General features: G+C 72.8%; 15 protein-coding genes. 6 read left to right on the top strand and 9 right to left on the bottom strand.

Annotation, left to right across the window (positions count from 1 at the left end; translation table 11 throughout):
• Window positions 1-332: 332 nt before the first annotated feature.
• Complete coding sequence (locus tag ACZ4VT_RS31205) at window positions 333-1,802, top strand: carboxylesterase/lipase family protein (RefSeq protein WP_467954726.1); 1,470 nt, start codon at window positions 333-335, stop codon at window positions 1,800-1,802.
• 30 nt (window positions 1,803-1,832) lie between these two features.
• On the opposite strand, the gene ACZ4VT_RS31200 is transcribed toward ACZ4VT_RS31205, so the two are convergent.
• Entirely contained in the window at window positions 1,833-2,918 is a 1,086-nt protein-coding gene (locus ACZ4VT_RS31200) for a DUF2330 domain-containing protein (protein WP_467954724.1), read from the bottom strand.
• An 86-nt stretch (window positions 2,919-3,004) separates the two neighbouring features.
• On the opposite strand from ACZ4VT_RS31200, the gene ACZ4VT_RS31195 reads away from it, so the two are divergent.
• Window positions 3,005-3,517 carry a hypothetical protein gene (locus ACZ4VT_RS31195; protein ID WP_467954722.1) on the top strand — a complete coding sequence of 171 codons (513 nt, stop codon included), beginning with the start codon at window positions 3,005-3,007 and terminating at the stop codon, window positions 3,515-3,517.
• 112 nt (window positions 3,518-3,629) lie between these two features.
• Window positions 3,630-4,184: a DUF4232 domain-containing protein gene (locus ACZ4VT_RS31190; RefSeq protein ID WP_467954720.1), complete on the top strand. Its 555-nt coding sequence runs from the start codon at window positions 3,630-3,632 to the stop codon at window positions 4,182-4,184.
• A 71-nt stretch (window positions 4,185-4,255) separates the two neighbouring features.
• Here ACZ4VT_RS31190 and ACZ4VT_RS31185 read toward each other — a convergent pair whose 3' ends face one another.
• Together ACZ4VT_RS31185 and ACZ4VT_RS31180 are read right to left on the bottom strand one after the other, a co-directional pair.
• Window positions 4,256-5,107, bottom strand: a complete 852-nt coding sequence (locus ACZ4VT_RS31185) for a GNAT family N-acetyltransferase (protein ID WP_467954718.1) — start codon at window positions 5,105-5,107, stop codon at window positions 4,256-4,258.
• Window positions 5,108-5,317: 210 nt separating this feature from the next.
• Entirely contained in the window at window positions 5,318-6,295 is a 978-nt protein-coding gene (locus ACZ4VT_RS31180; protein WP_467954716.1) for an ArsR/SmtB family transcription factor, read from the bottom strand.
• An 89-nt stretch (window positions 6,296-6,384) separates the two neighbouring features.
• Here ACZ4VT_RS31180 and ACZ4VT_RS31175 point away from each other — a divergent pair, with 89 nt between their 5' ends.
• On the top strand, window positions 6,385-7,650 hold the full coding sequence (locus ACZ4VT_RS31175; protein WP_467954714.1) for an MFS transporter: 1,266 nt from the start codon (window positions 6,385-6,387) through the stop codon (window positions 7,648-7,650).
• Here ACZ4VT_RS31175 and ACZ4VT_RS31170 read toward each other — a convergent pair.
• Genes ACZ4VT_RS31170 through ACZ4VT_RS31150 form a run of 5 tightly spaced genes read right to left on the bottom strand, consistent with a single transcriptional unit; the run spans window position 7,647 to window position 12,463 of the window.
• A complete protein-coding gene (locus ACZ4VT_RS31170; RefSeq protein WP_467954712.1) occupies window positions 7,647-8,306 on the bottom strand; it encodes an HAD family hydrolase in 660 nt (219 codons plus the stop codon). The two genes, ACZ4VT_RS31175 and ACZ4VT_RS31170, sit on opposite strands and share 4 nt — an antisense overlap.
• Entirely contained in the window at window positions 8,303-9,418 is a 1,116-nt protein-coding gene (locus tag ACZ4VT_RS31165) for an ABC transporter ATP-binding protein (RefSeq protein WP_467954710.1), read from the bottom strand. Before ACZ4VT_RS31165 ends, ACZ4VT_RS31170 begins: the two co-directional genes overlap by 4 nt.
• Before the next feature lie 5 nt (window positions 9,419-9,423).
• Window positions 9,424-10,425, bottom strand: coding sequence for an ABC transporter permease (locus ACZ4VT_RS31160; RefSeq protein WP_467954708.1), 1,002 nt, complete (start codon window positions 10,423-10,425; stop codon window positions 9,424-9,426).
• Window positions 10,413-11,300 (bottom strand): ABC transporter permease, encoded by an 888-nt coding sequence (locus tag ACZ4VT_RS31155; protein WP_467954706.1) that lies wholly within the window; start codon window positions 11,298-11,300, stop codon window positions 10,413-10,415. Before ACZ4VT_RS31155 ends, ACZ4VT_RS31160 begins: the two co-directional genes overlap by 13 nt.
• Window positions 11,300-12,463 (bottom strand): ABC transporter substrate-binding protein, encoded by a 1,164-nt coding sequence (locus ACZ4VT_RS31150; RefSeq protein WP_362809523.1) that lies wholly within the window; start codon window positions 12,461-12,463, stop codon window positions 11,300-11,302. Before ACZ4VT_RS31150 ends, ACZ4VT_RS31155 begins: the two co-directional genes overlap by 1 nt.
• A 218-nt stretch (window positions 12,464-12,681) precedes the next feature.
• Here ACZ4VT_RS31150 and ACZ4VT_RS31145 point away from each other — a divergent pair, with 218 nt between their 5' ends.
• Window positions 12,682-13,428 (top strand): GntR family transcriptional regulator, encoded by a 747-nt coding sequence (locus ACZ4VT_RS31145; RefSeq protein WP_467954704.1) that lies wholly within the window; start codon window positions 12,682-12,684, stop codon window positions 13,426-13,428.
• A 137-nt stretch (window positions 13,429-13,565) separates the two neighbouring features.
• Complete coding sequence (locus tag ACZ4VT_RS31140; protein WP_467954702.1) at window positions 13,566-15,044, top strand: condensation domain-containing protein; 1,479 nt, start codon at window positions 13,566-13,568, stop codon at window positions 15,042-15,044.
• Window positions 15,045-15,077: 33 nt separating this feature from the next.
• Here the strand turns inward: ACZ4VT_RS31140 and ACZ4VT_RS31135 are convergent, their stop codons facing one another.
• On the bottom strand, window positions 15,078-16,298 hold the full coding sequence (locus tag ACZ4VT_RS31135) for an RNA polymerase sigma factor (protein WP_467954741.1): 1,221 nt from the start codon (window positions 16,296-16,298) through the stop codon (window positions 15,078-15,080).
• Window positions 16,299-16,333 lie beyond the last annotated feature (35 nt).

Here is a 16,333-nt window from a genome sequence, read left to right as displayed (position 1 = left end):
TTATCTCTCCTCTCACCCCTCGGCGGCTCTGTTGCAACACCCCTCCCCCCCCCGCCCCCCCCCCCCCCCCCCCCCCCCCCCCCCCCCCCCCCCCGCCCCCACGTCACGCCCCGCCCTGCCCCGCCCCGCACGCGCCCACCCGCACGACTCCAGGAGGACGGATGAAGAGGCCCGGCAACCGGCTGTCTTCGGCAAGACCCCTGCTCGGCACGGCCCTCGCACTGGTGACCCTGCTCGCCTCGGCACTTCCGGCAGCGGCCTCCTCGCCTTCGCCCTCACCGTCGGCATCCGCATCGGCATCGGCCGCCGGCTCACCGCGCCCGGTGGTCACCGTGACGCAGGGCAGCTTGCGCGGTCAGTCACGGGACGGCGCCCAGGAGTTCCTCGGTGTCCCGTACGCCGCTCCCCCGGTCGGGGACGCCCGGCTGCGGGCGCCGCAGCCGCCGCCGCGGTGGAACGGGGTGCGCGAGGCCGCGCGACAGGCTCCCGCGTGCCTGCAGTTCTCCCCGTTCGGTCTGGCCGATCCGCGGGCCGTCAGCGAGGACTGCCTGTACCTGGACGTCTACCGGCCCCGGACCGCCCGCCCCGGCACCCGGCTCCCGGTGGTCCTCTGGATGCACGGGGGCGCGTACAGCCAGGGCACGGGCACGCAGTTCGGCGGGCGCACCATGGCCGATCTCACCCAGAGCGTGGTCGTCAGCATCAACTACCGGCTGGGGCAGCTCGGTTACCTGGCCCTGCCCGAGCTGGGCCGGGAGAACGCCCGGCGCTCCGGGTCCTTCGGCCTGATGGACCAGATCGCCGCGCTGCAGTGGACCCGGCAGAACATCGCGTCGTTCGGCGGGAATCCGGGCAACGTGACGATCTCCGGGCAGTCCGCGGGCAGCGGTTCCGTCTGCGCGCTGCTGACGGCCCCGTCCGCCGCGGGCCTGTTCCACCGGGCGGTGCTGCAGAGCGGTCCGTGCACCCTGCTGCGTACGCCGGACAGCGCGAGCGCCGAGGGGCAGGCACGGTCCTTCGCCGCGCACGCCGGCTGCGCCGTTCCGGGCGAGGTGGCCGCCTGTCTGCGCGCCGTCTCCGGTGCGGCGCTGGTCGAGGCGGCCCGTACGCTGCCCACCCCGGGTCCGGCGTCGGGTGACGGGCTGCTGCCGCTCCCACCCGCGCAGGCCGTCGGCGGCGGCACGTGGAACAAGGTGCCGGTGCTGATCGGGAGCACGCGCTCCGAAGCCCGGTTCTTCGTCGCGCTGACGCAGCCGCACCTGACGGCGGAGCAGTACACCGCGCAGGTCCTGGCGGACTACGGGGCGGCGGGTCCGGAGGTGCTCGCCCGCTATCCGGTCGCGGCCCACGGCTCGCCGTACCTGGCGCTGTCGGCCGTCATGACGGACTCGACGTTCGCCTGCCACACGGCGTGGACGGCGCAGCTGTTCGCGTCCCAGGTGCCGACGTACGTCTACGAGTTCGACGACCCGCGGTCGCCGACGCTCGCGGGGGCACAGGTGCCGGGTCTGGACGAGTCGAACGCGCACAGCGCGGAGCTGGCCTACCTGCACGACTTCACCATGGGCGAGCGTCCGCTGACCCCGGCCCAGGCCGCGCTCGGCGATCGGATGAAGCGCTACTGGGCCGCGTTCGCGCGCTTCGGTGCCCCCGTCGTGTCGGGTCAGACCGCGTGGCCGCCGGCCGGCGCCGCCGCCGGTACGGTCCTCACCCTGAACCCGTCGGTGACGCGGACGACCTCGTCCTTCGGCGAGGACCACCAGTGCGCGTTCTGGCGGACCCAGCCTCCCCGGCCCCTCTGATCGAACGCGGACCGGGCCGCCGTCGGGAGTTCAGGCGGCCTGGTCCTCGCGGAGCCGGCGGCGGCGTCGGGTCAGCGCGAGGAACGAGCCCGCCAGCGCCACCAGGACGGCCGACACCGTCAGGAGCCAGACGGGAATGCCGTCCCCCACGGTGAGCAGCTCGTTGCGGTAGACCGCCCGGCGGTACGGGGTGTCCTTCGCGGTGGCGCGCAGTTCGTGGTCGGCGTCGATGCGGCCCGGCTCCGGGAACTCCTGGTCGATCGCGGTCAGGAACACCGGTTTGCCGCCGGCCAGTTCGGCGATCGGGCCGTCTTTGGGGTGCACGCTCCCCGCGAAGGTCACCTTCGGCGCGGATCCGCCGATCGGGGAGGCGGGCTCCATGCGGTGGTCGGCCAGCACGTACAGGCCGAGTGACTGGGGTGTCTTCGCCATGCGGGAGAGCCGCATCGGGTAGACGAGCCGGTCGCTGTCGAAGCGGATCTTCAGCGGGTCGAGCTCGCCGCGCAGCACCTTGCCCTGCTGTCGGGGGGCGAGCCGTACGGCCACGTACTCCCACCGCTGGTCGACGTACGGCTGGACCTCGGCGGAGAGCCGGTCGGGGAGCTTGAAGCCGTTGGTCTCCAGCCAGGTCTTCAGGGCGTCCGGGTCGGTGGCGGTGAGCCGGGCGACGTCGAAGTCGCCGAGCTGTTCGCGGCCGACGACGCCGACGGCCGCGTCGGCGGCGCCCGGGGGTGCGGCGCCGGCGCGGTCACCGCGGCCGGAGGAGAAGGGCCAGTCGCGGTCGCGCGGCCAGAAGTAGTACCGGGTCTTGCGCTCGGGCCGGGTCAGGTCCCGCAGTTCGCCGAACACGTCCCCGTCGCCGAGCTCCACCGTGGCCCGCCCGGGCACCGGCATGATCCAGGCGGCCCGGTGGGCGTCCCCGCCGACGGTGAACCGCATGACGATCTGCTCGGTGCGGCCGTCCCAGCGCACGACGGAGGTCTCCTTGTCGACGCCGATCCGCGACTGGCCGTCCGCAACCATGGCCCCGCACCCGCACGCGTAGGCGGGGTTGATCAGGGTGCCGAGCTGGGTCACGAGCAGCGCGAGGAGCAAGGCCGGAATTCTTCGTTTCATCCACACGGGGTCTCAGACGACGTCCCTGGTGATCCGGTTCCGACCCCCCTCGCAGAGCGGTCGGCGGTGGGCCCATACTGTGCCCCATGAGGGGGAGCGAGAAGCGGCAGCATGCTCTGCTGCGCCAGAGTTCGGTGTCGCGCAGTCCGCTGGTTCCGGACGCGGTCGAGGCGGAGATCGCCCGGCACGACTGGGAGTCGATCGAATGCGGCTGCGGCCGTTCGGCGGGCCATCTGGTGGTGGCCGTACGGGATGCCGCCGAGGGACATCCGTCCGCGTTCCACGCGCTGGAGGGCCATGTCTTCTTCGCGGAGAACCTGAAGCCGCCCGCTCCGGCGGTGTGCGCCGTGCTGATGGCCGTGTGGTCCGCGCAGCCGCCGCGGCAGGCGACCCGCGAGGCGCTGCTGTGGACGCTGCTGGCCCTGCTGTGCACGGTGGACGACGGGGGCACCCACGAGGCCGGGCTGCACGGGCAGTGCGTCGCCTTCGTCCGTACCGGCACCGCCGGCTTCCGCCACGAACTCGCCGCGGCTCCCGGCTCGGGGCCCGCCGCCTACGCCGAGGGCATCCTCGAGATCCTCGGCCTGCCGGCCTCCTAGTTTCCGGTCCAGGTCAGAGCGCTAGGGGTGCCGTCGGACACGGGTGGTGCGAGGCTGGGAGGAGATGTGGCCCGGCGTGAGCGGGCGTCCTGCGGACCTTGGAGGAGACCGCATGAAGGGCACTATGCGTGCAGGCGTGGCCAGGACCACGACCCTCTGGCTCGCGACGGGCGCCGCGACCTGCGGCCTGTTGCTGGCCGCGGGCCCGGGCGCCGCGGCGCAGCAGTCGGCCGGGCTGCGGGCACCCGCCCCGCCCTGCACGAGCACACAGCTCGGCGCGGACGCGCAGCGGATCCGCGGCAGCCAGGTGCGGGTCACCGTGACCAACGAAGGCCCGAAGGCGTGTTCCCTGAAGGGGTTCCCCACGGTGGCCCTCGCCGGTCAGGGCTCGCCGGACAGCGACAAGCCCCTGAACGTGGTCCCTCAGGGCCAGGCGCGCGCGGTGGAGCTGCCGGTGGGCGGCCGGGCCTGGACCCAGCTGACGTTCACCCCGGTGCTCGGTGAGGCCGACGGGTACTGTGCCTCCGGTGCCGAGCCGACCGTCGCGCCCTCGCTCGTGGTGGGCGTGGGTGGCGGCGGGCTCCAGGTGTCGCCCGACGGCGGCGGGGAGTTCGCGCTCTGCGGCACCACGGTGCGCGCCACGGCCTTCCGCGCCGCCGGCTCCTGAGCCCGCCGCCGGCCCGGATCCCGGGGCGGCGCGGGCCTGGCCGGATCCGAAAGGGCCGACCCGGACGGGGCCTAGAGGCCGATCGAGCGGTACTCGTCCAGGACGGCGAAGCCGGTGCTGTCGTACAGGCTCATCGCGACGTCGTTGCCGCCGAAGACGTTGAGCATCATCGCCTCGTCGCCGCCCTGCCGAGCGGCCCACTCGCCGACGGCCATCGCGGCCCGGCCGTAGCCCTTGCCACGGTGCTCCTCGTACACCTCCAGCGAGAAACCGAAGGTCACATCCGGAAGGAAACCGTGTTTCACCCAGCCGGTGCCGACCGCGTGGCCGGCGGCCTCCAACACGTAGAAGGCGTGACCCGGGGTCTGGTATCCCTGCGGGAGGTAACGGGCGAAGTCCTTGTCGGACTTCGCCTTGGCCTGCGCCGGGCTCAGGGATCCGGACCGGACGATGTCGCCGATGTACCCGGCCTCCTCGGCGGCGTACCAGGCCGGGTACTCCTCCTCGGTGAGCCGGCGGACCGCCAGGCCCGGCGGCAGCTCGGGCCGTTCGGCCGCGGCGCGCATCCGGATCTGTTGCCGTACGGGGTAGTCGGCGAACTCTCCCGCTCCGCCGGTGAGCCGGACCTCCACCCGCTGCGCCCCCTGCTCGGCGCACCACCGCTCGGCCCACGCACGCCCCTGCGGTACCGTCAGGTCGTGGATCCGGCCCAGGGTCGCGCCGTTGTCCTCAGTCACCCCGACCGCGACCCACCCGGTGCCGTCCGTGGCGACCGTCCAGCCGTCGATGCCCTCCACCGCCCGTTCCAGCAGGGCCCGGGCCAGCGGCTCCGAACACCCCGCGGCCCGGTACCCGGCCAGCACCCTCTCCTCGAACCCGCCCCGCCACGCGCCGTGCTCGGCGACGATCCGTATCCCGTTCATCCGCCCACCCTAGGCAGGGCCGCCCCCCACCCGCCGAACTTTTCCGTCGCGGGCACCGCCCGGCCGGCCTGATCGGCATCCCGGGCCCTGAGGACTCCTCACACAATGAGGCCGCGCCGTCGTGAAGTAGCCGATCAGGGTGGTGGCGTGGGGGCCCCTCGGGGTGCTCGTGCTGGTGGTGGGCGAAAAAGACCGTGCCGATCTGAGCCCTCAGCCCGAACCGCCGACCAGTGCCTCGCCGAGCGGGGTGCGCCGGTAGAGCACCGACCGTCCGGACCGGGCGCGGACGAGCAGCCCCGCGCCTCGCAGGATGGCGAGGTGGTCTCCTACCGCGCCGGGTGCCATGGAGAGGCTTCGGGCGAGGTGGCTGGTACTGGCCGGGGCGTCCAGCGCCACCAGCAGCCGGGCTCGGGACCGGCCGACCAGAGCGGTCAGTGCGTCGGGTTGGGGGACGGTCTCCTGTTCGCTCCACAGGGCGGCGGTGCCGCGGGCAGGGTAGACCAAGGTCCTGGGCCAGGGGTCTTCCAGGTGGGCGGCGACGTTCCCGACGAAGACCGAAGGGATCAGCAGGAGCCCCTCGCCGTCGAGGCTGACTGTTCCGCCTCGGAAGAAGTCCAGCTCGATACCGCCGGCGCGCCAGGCGATGCCCGGGTGCAGGCTCTCGATGGTCGTGGCCCATCCGTGTTCGCCGATCGCACCCACCCGGTGCACGACATCGCGCTCACAAATCGTGCGCAGTTGCGGCCAGTCCGTGGCGAGCAGTTCGTGCCACGCCTGGTCCATCGCCTCGGCGATCCTGGAGACGGCGTCCGCCGAGTCCAGCACTGCCCGTGCGCGGGGGTCACGCGCGGACGGGCCGGTCGCAGTGGTGGCGAACTCGTGGCGGGCCGCTTCCAGCGGTGTGGCCCGGATCATGGCCAGGTCGTCTGCCCAGGTCTGGTTGAGGCCGCGCGGGGGCGGGGCGACGAAGTTCGGTCCGGATTGCGGGGTGTGCAGGGCGAGGGCGGCGTTCAGTTCGGTCTCGCGGCGAAGCCGTTCAAAGGCCGGCCGGAGCCGGGCGGCCCAGGCTCGCGGCAGCGGCCGGTCCTGGCCGGCGAGCGAGCGCAGCAGTAAGCAGAGGTCCATAGCGGGCGACAGTGCGAAGCGGCTGCGCAGCAGGTCGTCGACGGAGACTTCGAAGCGGAGCACCCTGTCATGCTACCGCGGGACGTCTGTTTCGATTCGTCCAGCGACGAATCATTGGGGAGTGACGGGGGCGCACGGCGAGGCTGGGCGCCATGACTCCCACCGTCGAACCCGCGCAGGGCAACCACCGTGCCACTTACCGGGAGGTGCTGGCCGAGCCGCGATTTCGGCTGCTCTTCTCGACCCGCACCGTCGCGATCACTGCGGGCTCGCTGCGGATCACCACGTTCTCGGTGCTGGTCTTCGAGGCCACCGGCTCCGCGCTGTTGAGCGCACTGGCCTTCGGCATCGGCTTTCTCCCGCAGTTGTTCGGCTCGCTGCTGCTGGGCTCACTGGCCGACCGACTGCCGCCGCGCGCGCTCATCGCCGGCGGCTACGCCTTGGAGTGCGCCGCCGCCCTGCTGCTCGCCCTGGTGCGGATGCCGATCGCGGCGAGCCTCGGTGTCGTGGCGCTGGTCGCCCTCGCCACACCGGTGTTCGGCGGCGCATCGAGTCGGCTGGTCGCGCAGTGGCTGGAGGGCGACGCCTATGTACTGGGCCGTTCACTGAACAACATCGCGTCCTCCGGCGCGCAATTGTTCGGTCTGGCGCTGGGAGGTGCGGCCGTCGCGGTACTCGGCCCGCACCGGGCACTCGCGGTGAGCGCCGCCCTCTACCTCGGCTGCGCGCTCGCCATCCGCATCCGGCTACCCCGGCTGCAGCCGGGAGAGTTCGGCGGCACACCCGGCAGCGCTCGGGATGGTGGCGGGGCTGTCCGGGCAAGCCTGCACGGCGCCGGCCTGCTGCTGCGCGGACGCACCGTGCGACGACTGATGCTGGCCCAGTGGCTACCGTGCGCGTTCGCGGCGGGCGCGGAAGGACTGATCGTCGCCTACGCGGGAGGACGCCACTTCGCGCCCGGCTGGTACGCGGTGCTGATGGGCTGTCTGCCGGTCGGCATGCTTGTCGGTGACCTGCTGGTGGGTCGACTCCTACGGCCACCCACCCGGGAGCGACTGGTGGTCCCGTTGATCGCGCTGATGGGACTGCCGCTGGTCGGCTTCGCTGCCGAGCCCGGAGTGGGTGTCTCGTCCTGTCTGCTGCTGCTCTGCGGCTTCGGATTCGCCTACGGGCTCGGCCTGCAACGGCCGTTCCTCGACGCCCTGCCGCAGGATGGCCAGGGCCAGGCCTTCGGTCTGCTCGGCTCCGGCAGCATGACGCTGCAGGGCGTCGGCCCGGCCTGCTTCGGCTCGGTGGCCGCAGGCATCGGAACAGGCGGCGCAATCGCCCTGGCAGGCGGCGCGGCGGTGCTTACCGCCGGCTGGATTCGCACCTGGCACCCGCCCACCTCCCCGGTCCCCGTCCCGAACCACTCCTAAGAGCCGGCCGGTAGGCAGCTCCGCAGGAGTTCGGGCGTGGCCTCCTCCAGGGAGCGGGCGAACACCCGCTTCGGTGACGCGGGGACGGCCAGCAACGAGGGCACGACCAGGACCCCGCAGCCGGCGGCCTCGGCGGAGGCCGCGCCGTCCGGCGAGTCCTCGACCGCCACGCACGCGTGCGGTGCGAGGCCCAGCCGTCCGGCGGCCGCCCGGTACGGGTCCGGGTGCGGCTTGGTCCGGGTCGTGTCGTCGGCGGACAGGGTGAACGCGAAGGGCACATGGGCGAGCGAGCCGCCGACCACCGAGTCCACGACCACCCGCGGGGACGCGCTGACCAGGGCGAAGGGCACGCCCTGCGCCGCGAGCGCCGTCAGCAGCCGCTGGGCACCGGGCCGCATGGGCGCCCCTTCCTCCACCCGGCGGAAGAAGTTGCCGGTGAGGGCCGCCCCCACCTCGTCCGGGTCTCCCCCTCCCGAGACCCGTACGAGGTGTGCGGCCGTGTCCTCGACGGCGCGACCGACCACCTGGGGGGCGTCCGCGTCGGTCAGCCGGTGGCCGAGGCCCTCGGCCACCTCCTCGGTGGCCCGCCACCAGAGCCCCTCGGTGTCGACCAGGGTGCCGTCCATGTCGAAGAGGACCGCGGCGAGGGCGCTCACACGGACCTGGCCACGACGAGCACGGGCCGCTCGGCCAGTCCCACGGCGGCCCGCGCACCGGGCACCAGGGCTCCCGCGTCCCGCGAGGGCAGGTCGGCCTTGACGGGTACTCCGCCGGGCAGTTCCAGGTGGAGCCGGGTCACGGAGCCGAAGAAGGAGGCGGAGACCACGGTGGCCGTGCCCTGCGCGTCGGCGGTCGCCGTGACGTTCTCGGGCCGTACGAGGACCTCGACGTCCGGGGTCGAGGGCACCGGGCCGTCCACCGGCAGGCGCGCTCCCGCCACCTCCACCAGGCCGGAGTCGGCGAGGCGTCCGGGCAGCCGGTTCATGGTGCCGACGAACTCGGCGACGAAGGGGGTCGCGGGGCGGTCGTACAGCTCGGCCGGGGCGGCGCACTGCTCCAGCCGGCCGGCGTTGAGGACGGCGACCCGGTCGGCCATCGACAGCGCCTCCTCCTGGTCGTGGGTGACGAACACGGTGGTGATGCCGAGGGAGAGCTGGAGGCGGCGGATCTCCTCGCGCAGGTTCGCCCGCACCTTGGCGTCCAGCGCGGAGAGCGGCTCGTCGAGCAGCAGCACCCGCGGGCGCAGGGCCAGGGCGCGGGCGAGCGCGACGCGCTGCTGCTGGCCGCCGGACATCTGGTGCGGGTAGCGGTCGCCGTGGTCGGGGAGGCCCACCAGGTCGAGGAGTTCGGCGGCGCGTTCGCGGCGCTGCGCCGCGCCGACCTTGCGGACGCGCAGTCCGAAGGCGACGTTGTCGCGGGCGTTGAGGTTGGGGAAGAGGCTGTACGACTGGAAGACCATGCCGGCGTCGCGGCGGTTGGCCGGGACCCGGGTGATGTCCTGTCCGTCGACGAGCACTTCGCCGGAGTCGGGCTGCTCGAAGCCGGCGACGACGCGCAGGGCGGTGGTCTTCCCGCAGCCCGACGGGCCGAGCAGGGCGAGGAGTTCGCCGGGTTCGACGGTCAGGTCGAGTCCGTCGAGGGCGACGGTGGAGCCGAACGCCCTGCGCAGGCCGCGGAATTCGACGCGTGCGCCGCCCGTCTGCTCGGTGCGGTCCGCGGGGGCGGTGTGGTCCGCCGGCTTCCCGGCCGCGGGGAGGGTGGTGGGCATGGGGGTCAGGACTCCTTGCGGGAGGTGGTGGCGGGGGCGGCCGCGGCGGTGGAGGGGGTGGTCCCGGCCCGTGAGAGGGCGATCAGCAGCAGCCAGGTGATGAGCAGGCTGAGGATGGAGACGGCCACCGACATGCGGGCCTGGGCTCCGGAGATCGAGACGATCCACACGGCGAACGGCTGGAACCCGAGCAGGGAGGCGATGGTGAACTCGCCGAGCACCAGGGCCAGGGTGAGGAAGGCGGCGCCGGCGAGCGAGGCCCGCAGGTTCGGCAGGAGCACGCGCAGGACGACGTACGGCCAGCTCGCACCGCAGCTGCGGGCGGCCTCGACGAGCGTCGGCACGTCGACGGCGCGCAGGCCCGCGTCGAGCGAGCGGTAGACGAAGGGCAGTGCCAGGACCGTGTAGGCGAGGACCAGCACGACGGGGAACTTCTCGTTCTGGACGGCGATGAAGGTCTGGTAGAGCGGGGTCCTCGACAGGTGTTCCGGGCCCCAGCGCAGCACCGTGGATATTCCGGTGACCAGGGCGATCGGCGGCACCACCAGCGGCAGCATGCACATCACCTCGACGACCGGGCGCAGCCGCGGCGAGCCGATGCGTACGGCCACCAGCGCGGGCACCGCGAGCAGCAGCGACAGGGCGATGGTCGCGGCGGCGAGGCCGAGGGAGAGCAGCAGGCTCTCGGTGAACCCGTCGGCGGAGAGCAGTTCGCCGTACGCCTCGAAGGTGATCCCCTGGCCGGGCACGTGCACGGTGAAGACGAAGGAGGCGAGGAGCGGGCCGAGGAAGTAGACGCCGGCGAGGGCGAGGACGGCTCCGCGCCAGATCCCGGGGCGGCGGGGGCCGCGGCCCTGCCGGGCCGGAGCGCCCGCCGGGGCGGAAGCGGGGACCGGGGCCGGGTGCTGGGAGGTCGCTTCCACCGGCCGGTCCGTGGGGGCTTCCGCCCGGAGGTCGCCGGGCGCGGTGGCCTGGGCCGGTGGGGCGGGTGGGTTCATCGCAGCCATCGGGCGCTCCGTCGCTGGAGGGGCAGGTAGACCGCCATGACCAGGCCGGCGATCAGGATCATGTCGAGGCCGAGGGCGAGCGCCACGTTCTCCTGGCCGGTGAGCACGTTTCCCGCCAGCGCGTCCGCGATCTTGAGCGTGACGAGCGGTACGGAGCCGCCGACGAGGGCCGCGGCCGTGGCGTGGGCGGCGAAGGCGGTGCCGAAGAGCAGCACGAACCCGCCGAGCAGGGACGGGGCGAGCACCGGCAGGCCGACGTGGCGCCAGAACTGCCATCCGGTGGCCCCGCTGCTCTGGGCGGCTTCGCGCCACTGCGGGCGCAGTCCGTCCAGTGCCGGGGCGATCACCAGCACCATAAGCGGGATCAGGAAGTACAGGTAGACCACGGTGAGGCCGGTGAAGGAGTACAGGTTCCAGCCGAGGCCGCCGAGATCGGCGAGCTGGGTGACGACTCCGGAGATGCCGACGGTGGCGATGAAGGCGAACGCGAGCGGTACGCCGCCGAAGTTGGCGAGTACGCCCGAGGCGGTCAGTGCCGCGCTGCGCAGGCCCTTGGAGCGGGAGGTGACCACGGCCTGGGCGATCACGACGCCGAGTACTCCGCCGACGAGTGCGGTGAGGGCGGAGAGCTGGACGCTGCCGACCAGGGAGCCGAGGTAGGGGCCCTGGAGGGAGCGGGTGAGGTGTTCGCCGGTCAGCCGGGTGGCGCCGCTCGCCTGGTCGGTGCGGGTGACCGCGCCGAAGGCCATGGCGCCGAGGGGGATGCCGAAGCAGAGCCCGGTGAAGACGAGGAGCGGGAAGGCCGCGAGCCAGGTGCGCGGGCCGCGCCGCCGGCGGCTGGTGCCGCCGGCGGCGTGTGAGTCGGAGGTGGACATCAGGAGAGTGCCTTGTCCCACTTCTCGGCGAGGGTGGCCTTGGCCCGGTCGAGCTCCGTGGAGGCCGGGAAGGCGGGGGTGCCCTGGACCTGCGGGAGCTTGGTGACGGCGTCCTTGTCGGCGGTGCCGTCCTCGGTCATGACGGGCAGCAGTACCGGGCGGGCGTGTCCCTTGAGCCAGAGGTTCTGGCCCTCGGCGCTGTAGAGGAACTCCATCCACAAGCGGGCGGCCGCCGGGTTCGGGGCGTCCACGTTGATGGCCTGCGAGTAGAACTGGGCGAAGACGCCGTCGGCGGGGACGGTGACCTTCCAGTCGACGCCCTTGCCCTTGAACTGCTCGGCGTAGCCGGCGTTCAGGTAGTCCCAGTCGATCGAGATGGGCGTCTCGCCCTTCTCGACGGTGGCCGGGGTGGACTCGACCGGGATGAAGTTCCCGCTCTTCTTCAGCTGCCCGAAGAAGTCGATGCCCGGCTGGATGTCCGCGAAGGAGCCCTTGTTGGCGAGCGAGGCCGCGTAGACGCCGCCGAAGGCCGAACCGGACTTGGTGGGGTTGCCGTTGAGGGCGACCTTGCCCTTGTACTCCGGCTTGAGGAGGTCGGCGAAGGTCTTCGGGCAGGTGGTGATGCGGGCCGCGTCACAGCCGATGGAGACGTAGCCGCCGTAGTCGTTGTACCAGCGGGCGTCGGCGTCCTTCTGGGAGCCGGGGATCTTGTCCCAGGCGGTGACCTTGTACGGGGCGAAGAGCTTCTCGGCGGCGCCGCTGCGGGCGAAGGCGATGCCGAGGTCCAGGACGTCGGGGGCGCGGTCCTGGCCCTTGCGGGACTTGACGGCGGCTATCTCGTCGGCGCTGGAGGCGTCCGGGTTCTCGCTGTTCACCTTGATCTTGTACTTGGCCTCGAAGGCCTTGATGATCTCGCCGTAGTTCGCCCAGTCCGGCGGCAGCGCGATCACATTGAGCTTGCCCTCCTTCTGCGCGGCGGCGACGAGGGCCTCCATCGAGCCGAAGTCGGCCACCGAGGCCGCGGCGCCCGGCTGTACGCCGGTCTTGGTGGCGCCGGCGCCACCGGACTTCTGGTCGGGTGCCGCACCACACGCGCTGAGCGTGGTGAGTACGGCGGCGCTGAGCAGTACGGCCGCACCGCGACGGGCGGAGGAACTGAGCACGGTCTCTCCCGGAGACGAGGGTGGGTTCACTTGTCTGAACAAGTTGGCACCAGTTCGCCCGGGCCCGCTGTACGGACGGTGAACGGCGCCTGTCTCCGGGAGCACGGCTCGACGAAGAGCTGAGAATGACCGGAACAAGGCGTGACAGGGCATGTTGGAATGATCATGAGTGCAGAATCGACGGGGTGATCCGTACACACCGACCAGGGGGCGAAGGCATGGGCACGGTCCGATATCTGGAGATCGCCGATGCGCTGCGCCGGGCGATCCTCTCCGGTGAGCACCCCGTGGGCTCCCAGCTGCCCTCGGAGAGCGACCTGGCCGCCCGGTGGTCCGCGTCGCGCGGCACGGTCCGCCAGGCGGTGGCCACCCTCGTCGCCGAGGGGCTGATCGGTTCCCGGCAGGGCGCGCGGAGGATCGTTCTGCGCCATGAGCGCAGGCACAGCTTCGGCGAGCTGAACAGCTTCGCCCAGTGGGCCGAGGGGGTCGGGCACGAGGCCGCCAGCCGCTTCCTCTCCCGCACGCGCAGGCCCGCGACCGCCGAGGAGGCGGAGCGGCTCGCGGTGGCACCGGGCGCGGAGGTCCTCGCGGTGCTGCGGCTGCGCCTGCTCGACGGGGAGCCCACCATGATCGAGCGGACGGCGTACCCCGACTGGGTCGCGGCGGCCGTGGAGGCGATGCCGGAGGACTGCCGCTCCATCATGGACGGGCTGGCGGACGACTCCGGGATCGTCGCCCACTACGGCGAGCACCTCATCGACGCCCTTCCGGCCGGCAGTGAGGACGCCCGGCTGCTGGCGGTGCGGCGCGGCAGCCCGCTCCTGCGCCAGCGGCATGTCTCCGCGACGGCCACAGGTCGCCCGATCGAGTGGTCCGACGACCGCTACCGGGCCGGCAGCGTGACTTTCAGTGTGAGCAACTCGGCAGTAGCAACGCCGCTGGAACGGCGCACCGGCGACCGCTGATCGACTTTCGTCACGGCTCCCTCCGATCCCCCCTCCCCCGCCCCCGCCCGTCGGCCCGGTTCAAGTGGTTCGTCACTTCCCCGGGCCGGGGGTCGTTAGGGCCTGGGGGTTGATCCGGGGGACGAAGGGATGACGGTATGCGGCAGTTTCCTCTGGAAATGCACCACGTGGCGCCCGGCCGGGTGGTCGAATGGCGGCTCCGGTCCGCGTCGGCGGAGGCCGGTGCCACGGACGATCCGGCGAGCAGGAAGGCGTCCTTCAACCAGGACAAGCACTTCACCGTCGCCGAGGAGAGCCGGGCCGCCGACGACCCGGTCGCGTCCTGGGTCGCCGTCACCTTCGAGGTGGCGGGCCCGCTCGACGAGGATGCCCTGGCGCAGTCCCTGCTCTCCTTCGTCCGGCGGCACGAGGTGCTGCGGTGCGCCTTCCGCCGGCTGGCCGGCGAGCTGGCCTGCGAGCCCTTCGATCCCGCCGGACTCGCCCTCGACCCCCTGGACGTGGGCACGTTCGAGACCGCCGAGCTGCTGAACGGATTCCTCGTCGAACGGTTCCAGCAGAGCATCGACACCCTCGCCTGGCCGCTGTTCATCATGGGCGCGGTGATCCGCGAGGACTCCGCGACGGTGTACCTCACCTTCGACCACATCGTCTGCGACGGCATGTCGATGCCGATCGTCGCCCGCGAGGTGATGACCGCGTACGAGAACCTGTGCCGCGGCGAGGACGCCGAACTGCCGCCCGCCCCCAGCTACCTCGACTTCGCCGACGAGCAGCGCCGCCGCTACCTGTCGATCGACGCCGGTGACGAACGCCTGGACTACTGGAAGGCCTTCATGGGCCCGGCCGGCGAGTTCTTCCCCCGCTTCCCGCTCGACCTGGGCGTCGAGCCCGACCGGATGTACCCGATCGTCAACGAGGCCTCCCTGCTGCTGGACGCCGGCGAGGCCGAGGTCTTCGAGAAGACCTGCCTGACGGTCGGCGGCAAGCCCTTCATGGGGGTACTCGCCTCCGTCGCCGTCTGCCTGCGCGAGGCCGGCGGCCCGGGCGTCTACCGGGGCCTCATGCCCGTCAGCGAACGCGGCCGGGACACCTGGACGGACTCGGTCGGCTGGTTCGTCAACACCATGCCCATCGAGTTCGACGCCTCCCCCGGCCGCGATTTCGCCCAGGTCATGGCCTCGGTGCGGGCCGGCTTCACCGAGATGATCGGCCATGTCGACGTGCCGTTCGTGCGGGCGTGGGAGCTGCTGGCGCCGAAGGAGTTCGCCGCCCGCTCCTGGCCGCATCCGGTGAACTTCTTCTCGTACATCGACATGCGCAAGTGCCCGGGCGCCGAGCGCCACGAGGAGTGGCGGCCCACCACGCACGTGTGGTCGGCCCGCGCCAACGGGGCCTGCTCGTGGTTCCAGCGGGACACGGACGGGCTGCACATGAACTCCCTCTACGTCGACACCCCGCCGGCCCGCCGGACCATGGGCGACTTCCAGGAGGTGCTGCGCCGCACCCTCCAGGAGATCGTCCGTTCCGGCGGTTTCCGCCGGCCCATCGCGCTGACCCCGCCGCGGCGGCCGGTGGGCACCCCGCTGGACGTGGCCGCGTACGCCCGGCGCCGCTGACCCCGGGGGCCCGCGGGGGTCGTTGTCCCGCGCTCAGAGGCGGGCCGCGCGCCGCAGGAGCAGATTGCGCTCCTGCGCGTTGCGCGTGAGCGAGGCCGCGCGTTCGAACTCCGCCCGGGCCTCCTGCGGCCGGCCGAGCCGCTCCAGCAGGTCGCCCCGTACGGACGGCAGCAAGTGGTAGGCGCGCAGGGCCGGTTCCCCGGCCAGGGCGTCGACCAGCGGCAGGGCCGCCTGCGGACCCTCGGCCATCGAGACCGCGACGGCCCGGTTGAGCTCCACCACCGGCGAGGGGATCAGCCGGACGAGGCGGCCGTAGAGCGCGGTGATCCGCGGCCAGTCCGTGTCCTCGTAGCGGACGGCTGCCGCGTGGCAGCCGGCGATGGCGGCCTGGACGGAGTACGGGCCGTTGCCGGCGCGGCTCAGGGCCCGGGCGCCGCGGGCGATGAGCAGGCGGTTCCACCGGGCCCGGTTCTGGTCGGCGAGCAGCACCGGTTCCCCGTCGGGGCCGGTGCGGGTGGCGGTCCGGGACGCCTGGAACTCCAGGAGCGCGGCGAGGCCGTGGACCTCGGGTTCCCGGGGCATCAGGCCTTCCATGACGCGGGCCAGGCGCAGCGCGTCCTCGCAGAGGGCGGGGCGCAGGAGATCGTCCCCGGCGGTGGCCGAGTAGCCCTCGTTGAAGATCAGGTAGATGACCTCGAGGACCGAGGAGAGGCGTGCCTCCCGGTCGGTTCCGTACGGGACCTCGAAGGGGACCCCGGCCTTGGCGAGGGCCCGCTTGGCCCGGACGATCCGCTGGGCGACGGTGGGTTCGCAGGCCAGGAAGGCGCGGGCGATCTCCTGGGTCGTCAGCCCGCCCATCAGGCGCAGGGTGAGTGCGATCCGGGCCTCGGTGGCCAGGACGGGGTGGCAGGAGGTGAAGATCAGGCGCAGCAGGTCGTCGTCGATGTCATCGGGGTCCGCCGGTTCGGCCGGCGGTGGCACGTCCTCCAGGGTGCGGCCCACCTCGGCGAGCTTGCGCGCGTAGGTCTCCTTGCGGCGGACGAGGTCGATGGCGCGGTGTCTGGCGGTGGCCGTGAGCCAGGCGCCCGGCCGGTCGGGGACGCCGGACTCCGGCCACTGTTCGAGCGCCGCGACCAGGGCGTCCTGGGTGATCTCCTCGGCGATGCCGACGTCCCGCACGATCCGGGCGACGCCGGCGATGATCCGCGCGGATTCGATCCTGAACACCGCTTCGACCGCCTGGGCCGCACTCACTGCCGTCACGGCCACCCATCAGAGCAGCCGTGACG

The sequence above is a fragment of the Streptomyces sp. NPDC029164 genome, assembly GCF_055563995.1.
The sequence above is the reverse complement of the archived record's forward strand: the minus strand, read 5'-3'. Positions and strand labels throughout refer to the sequence as shown.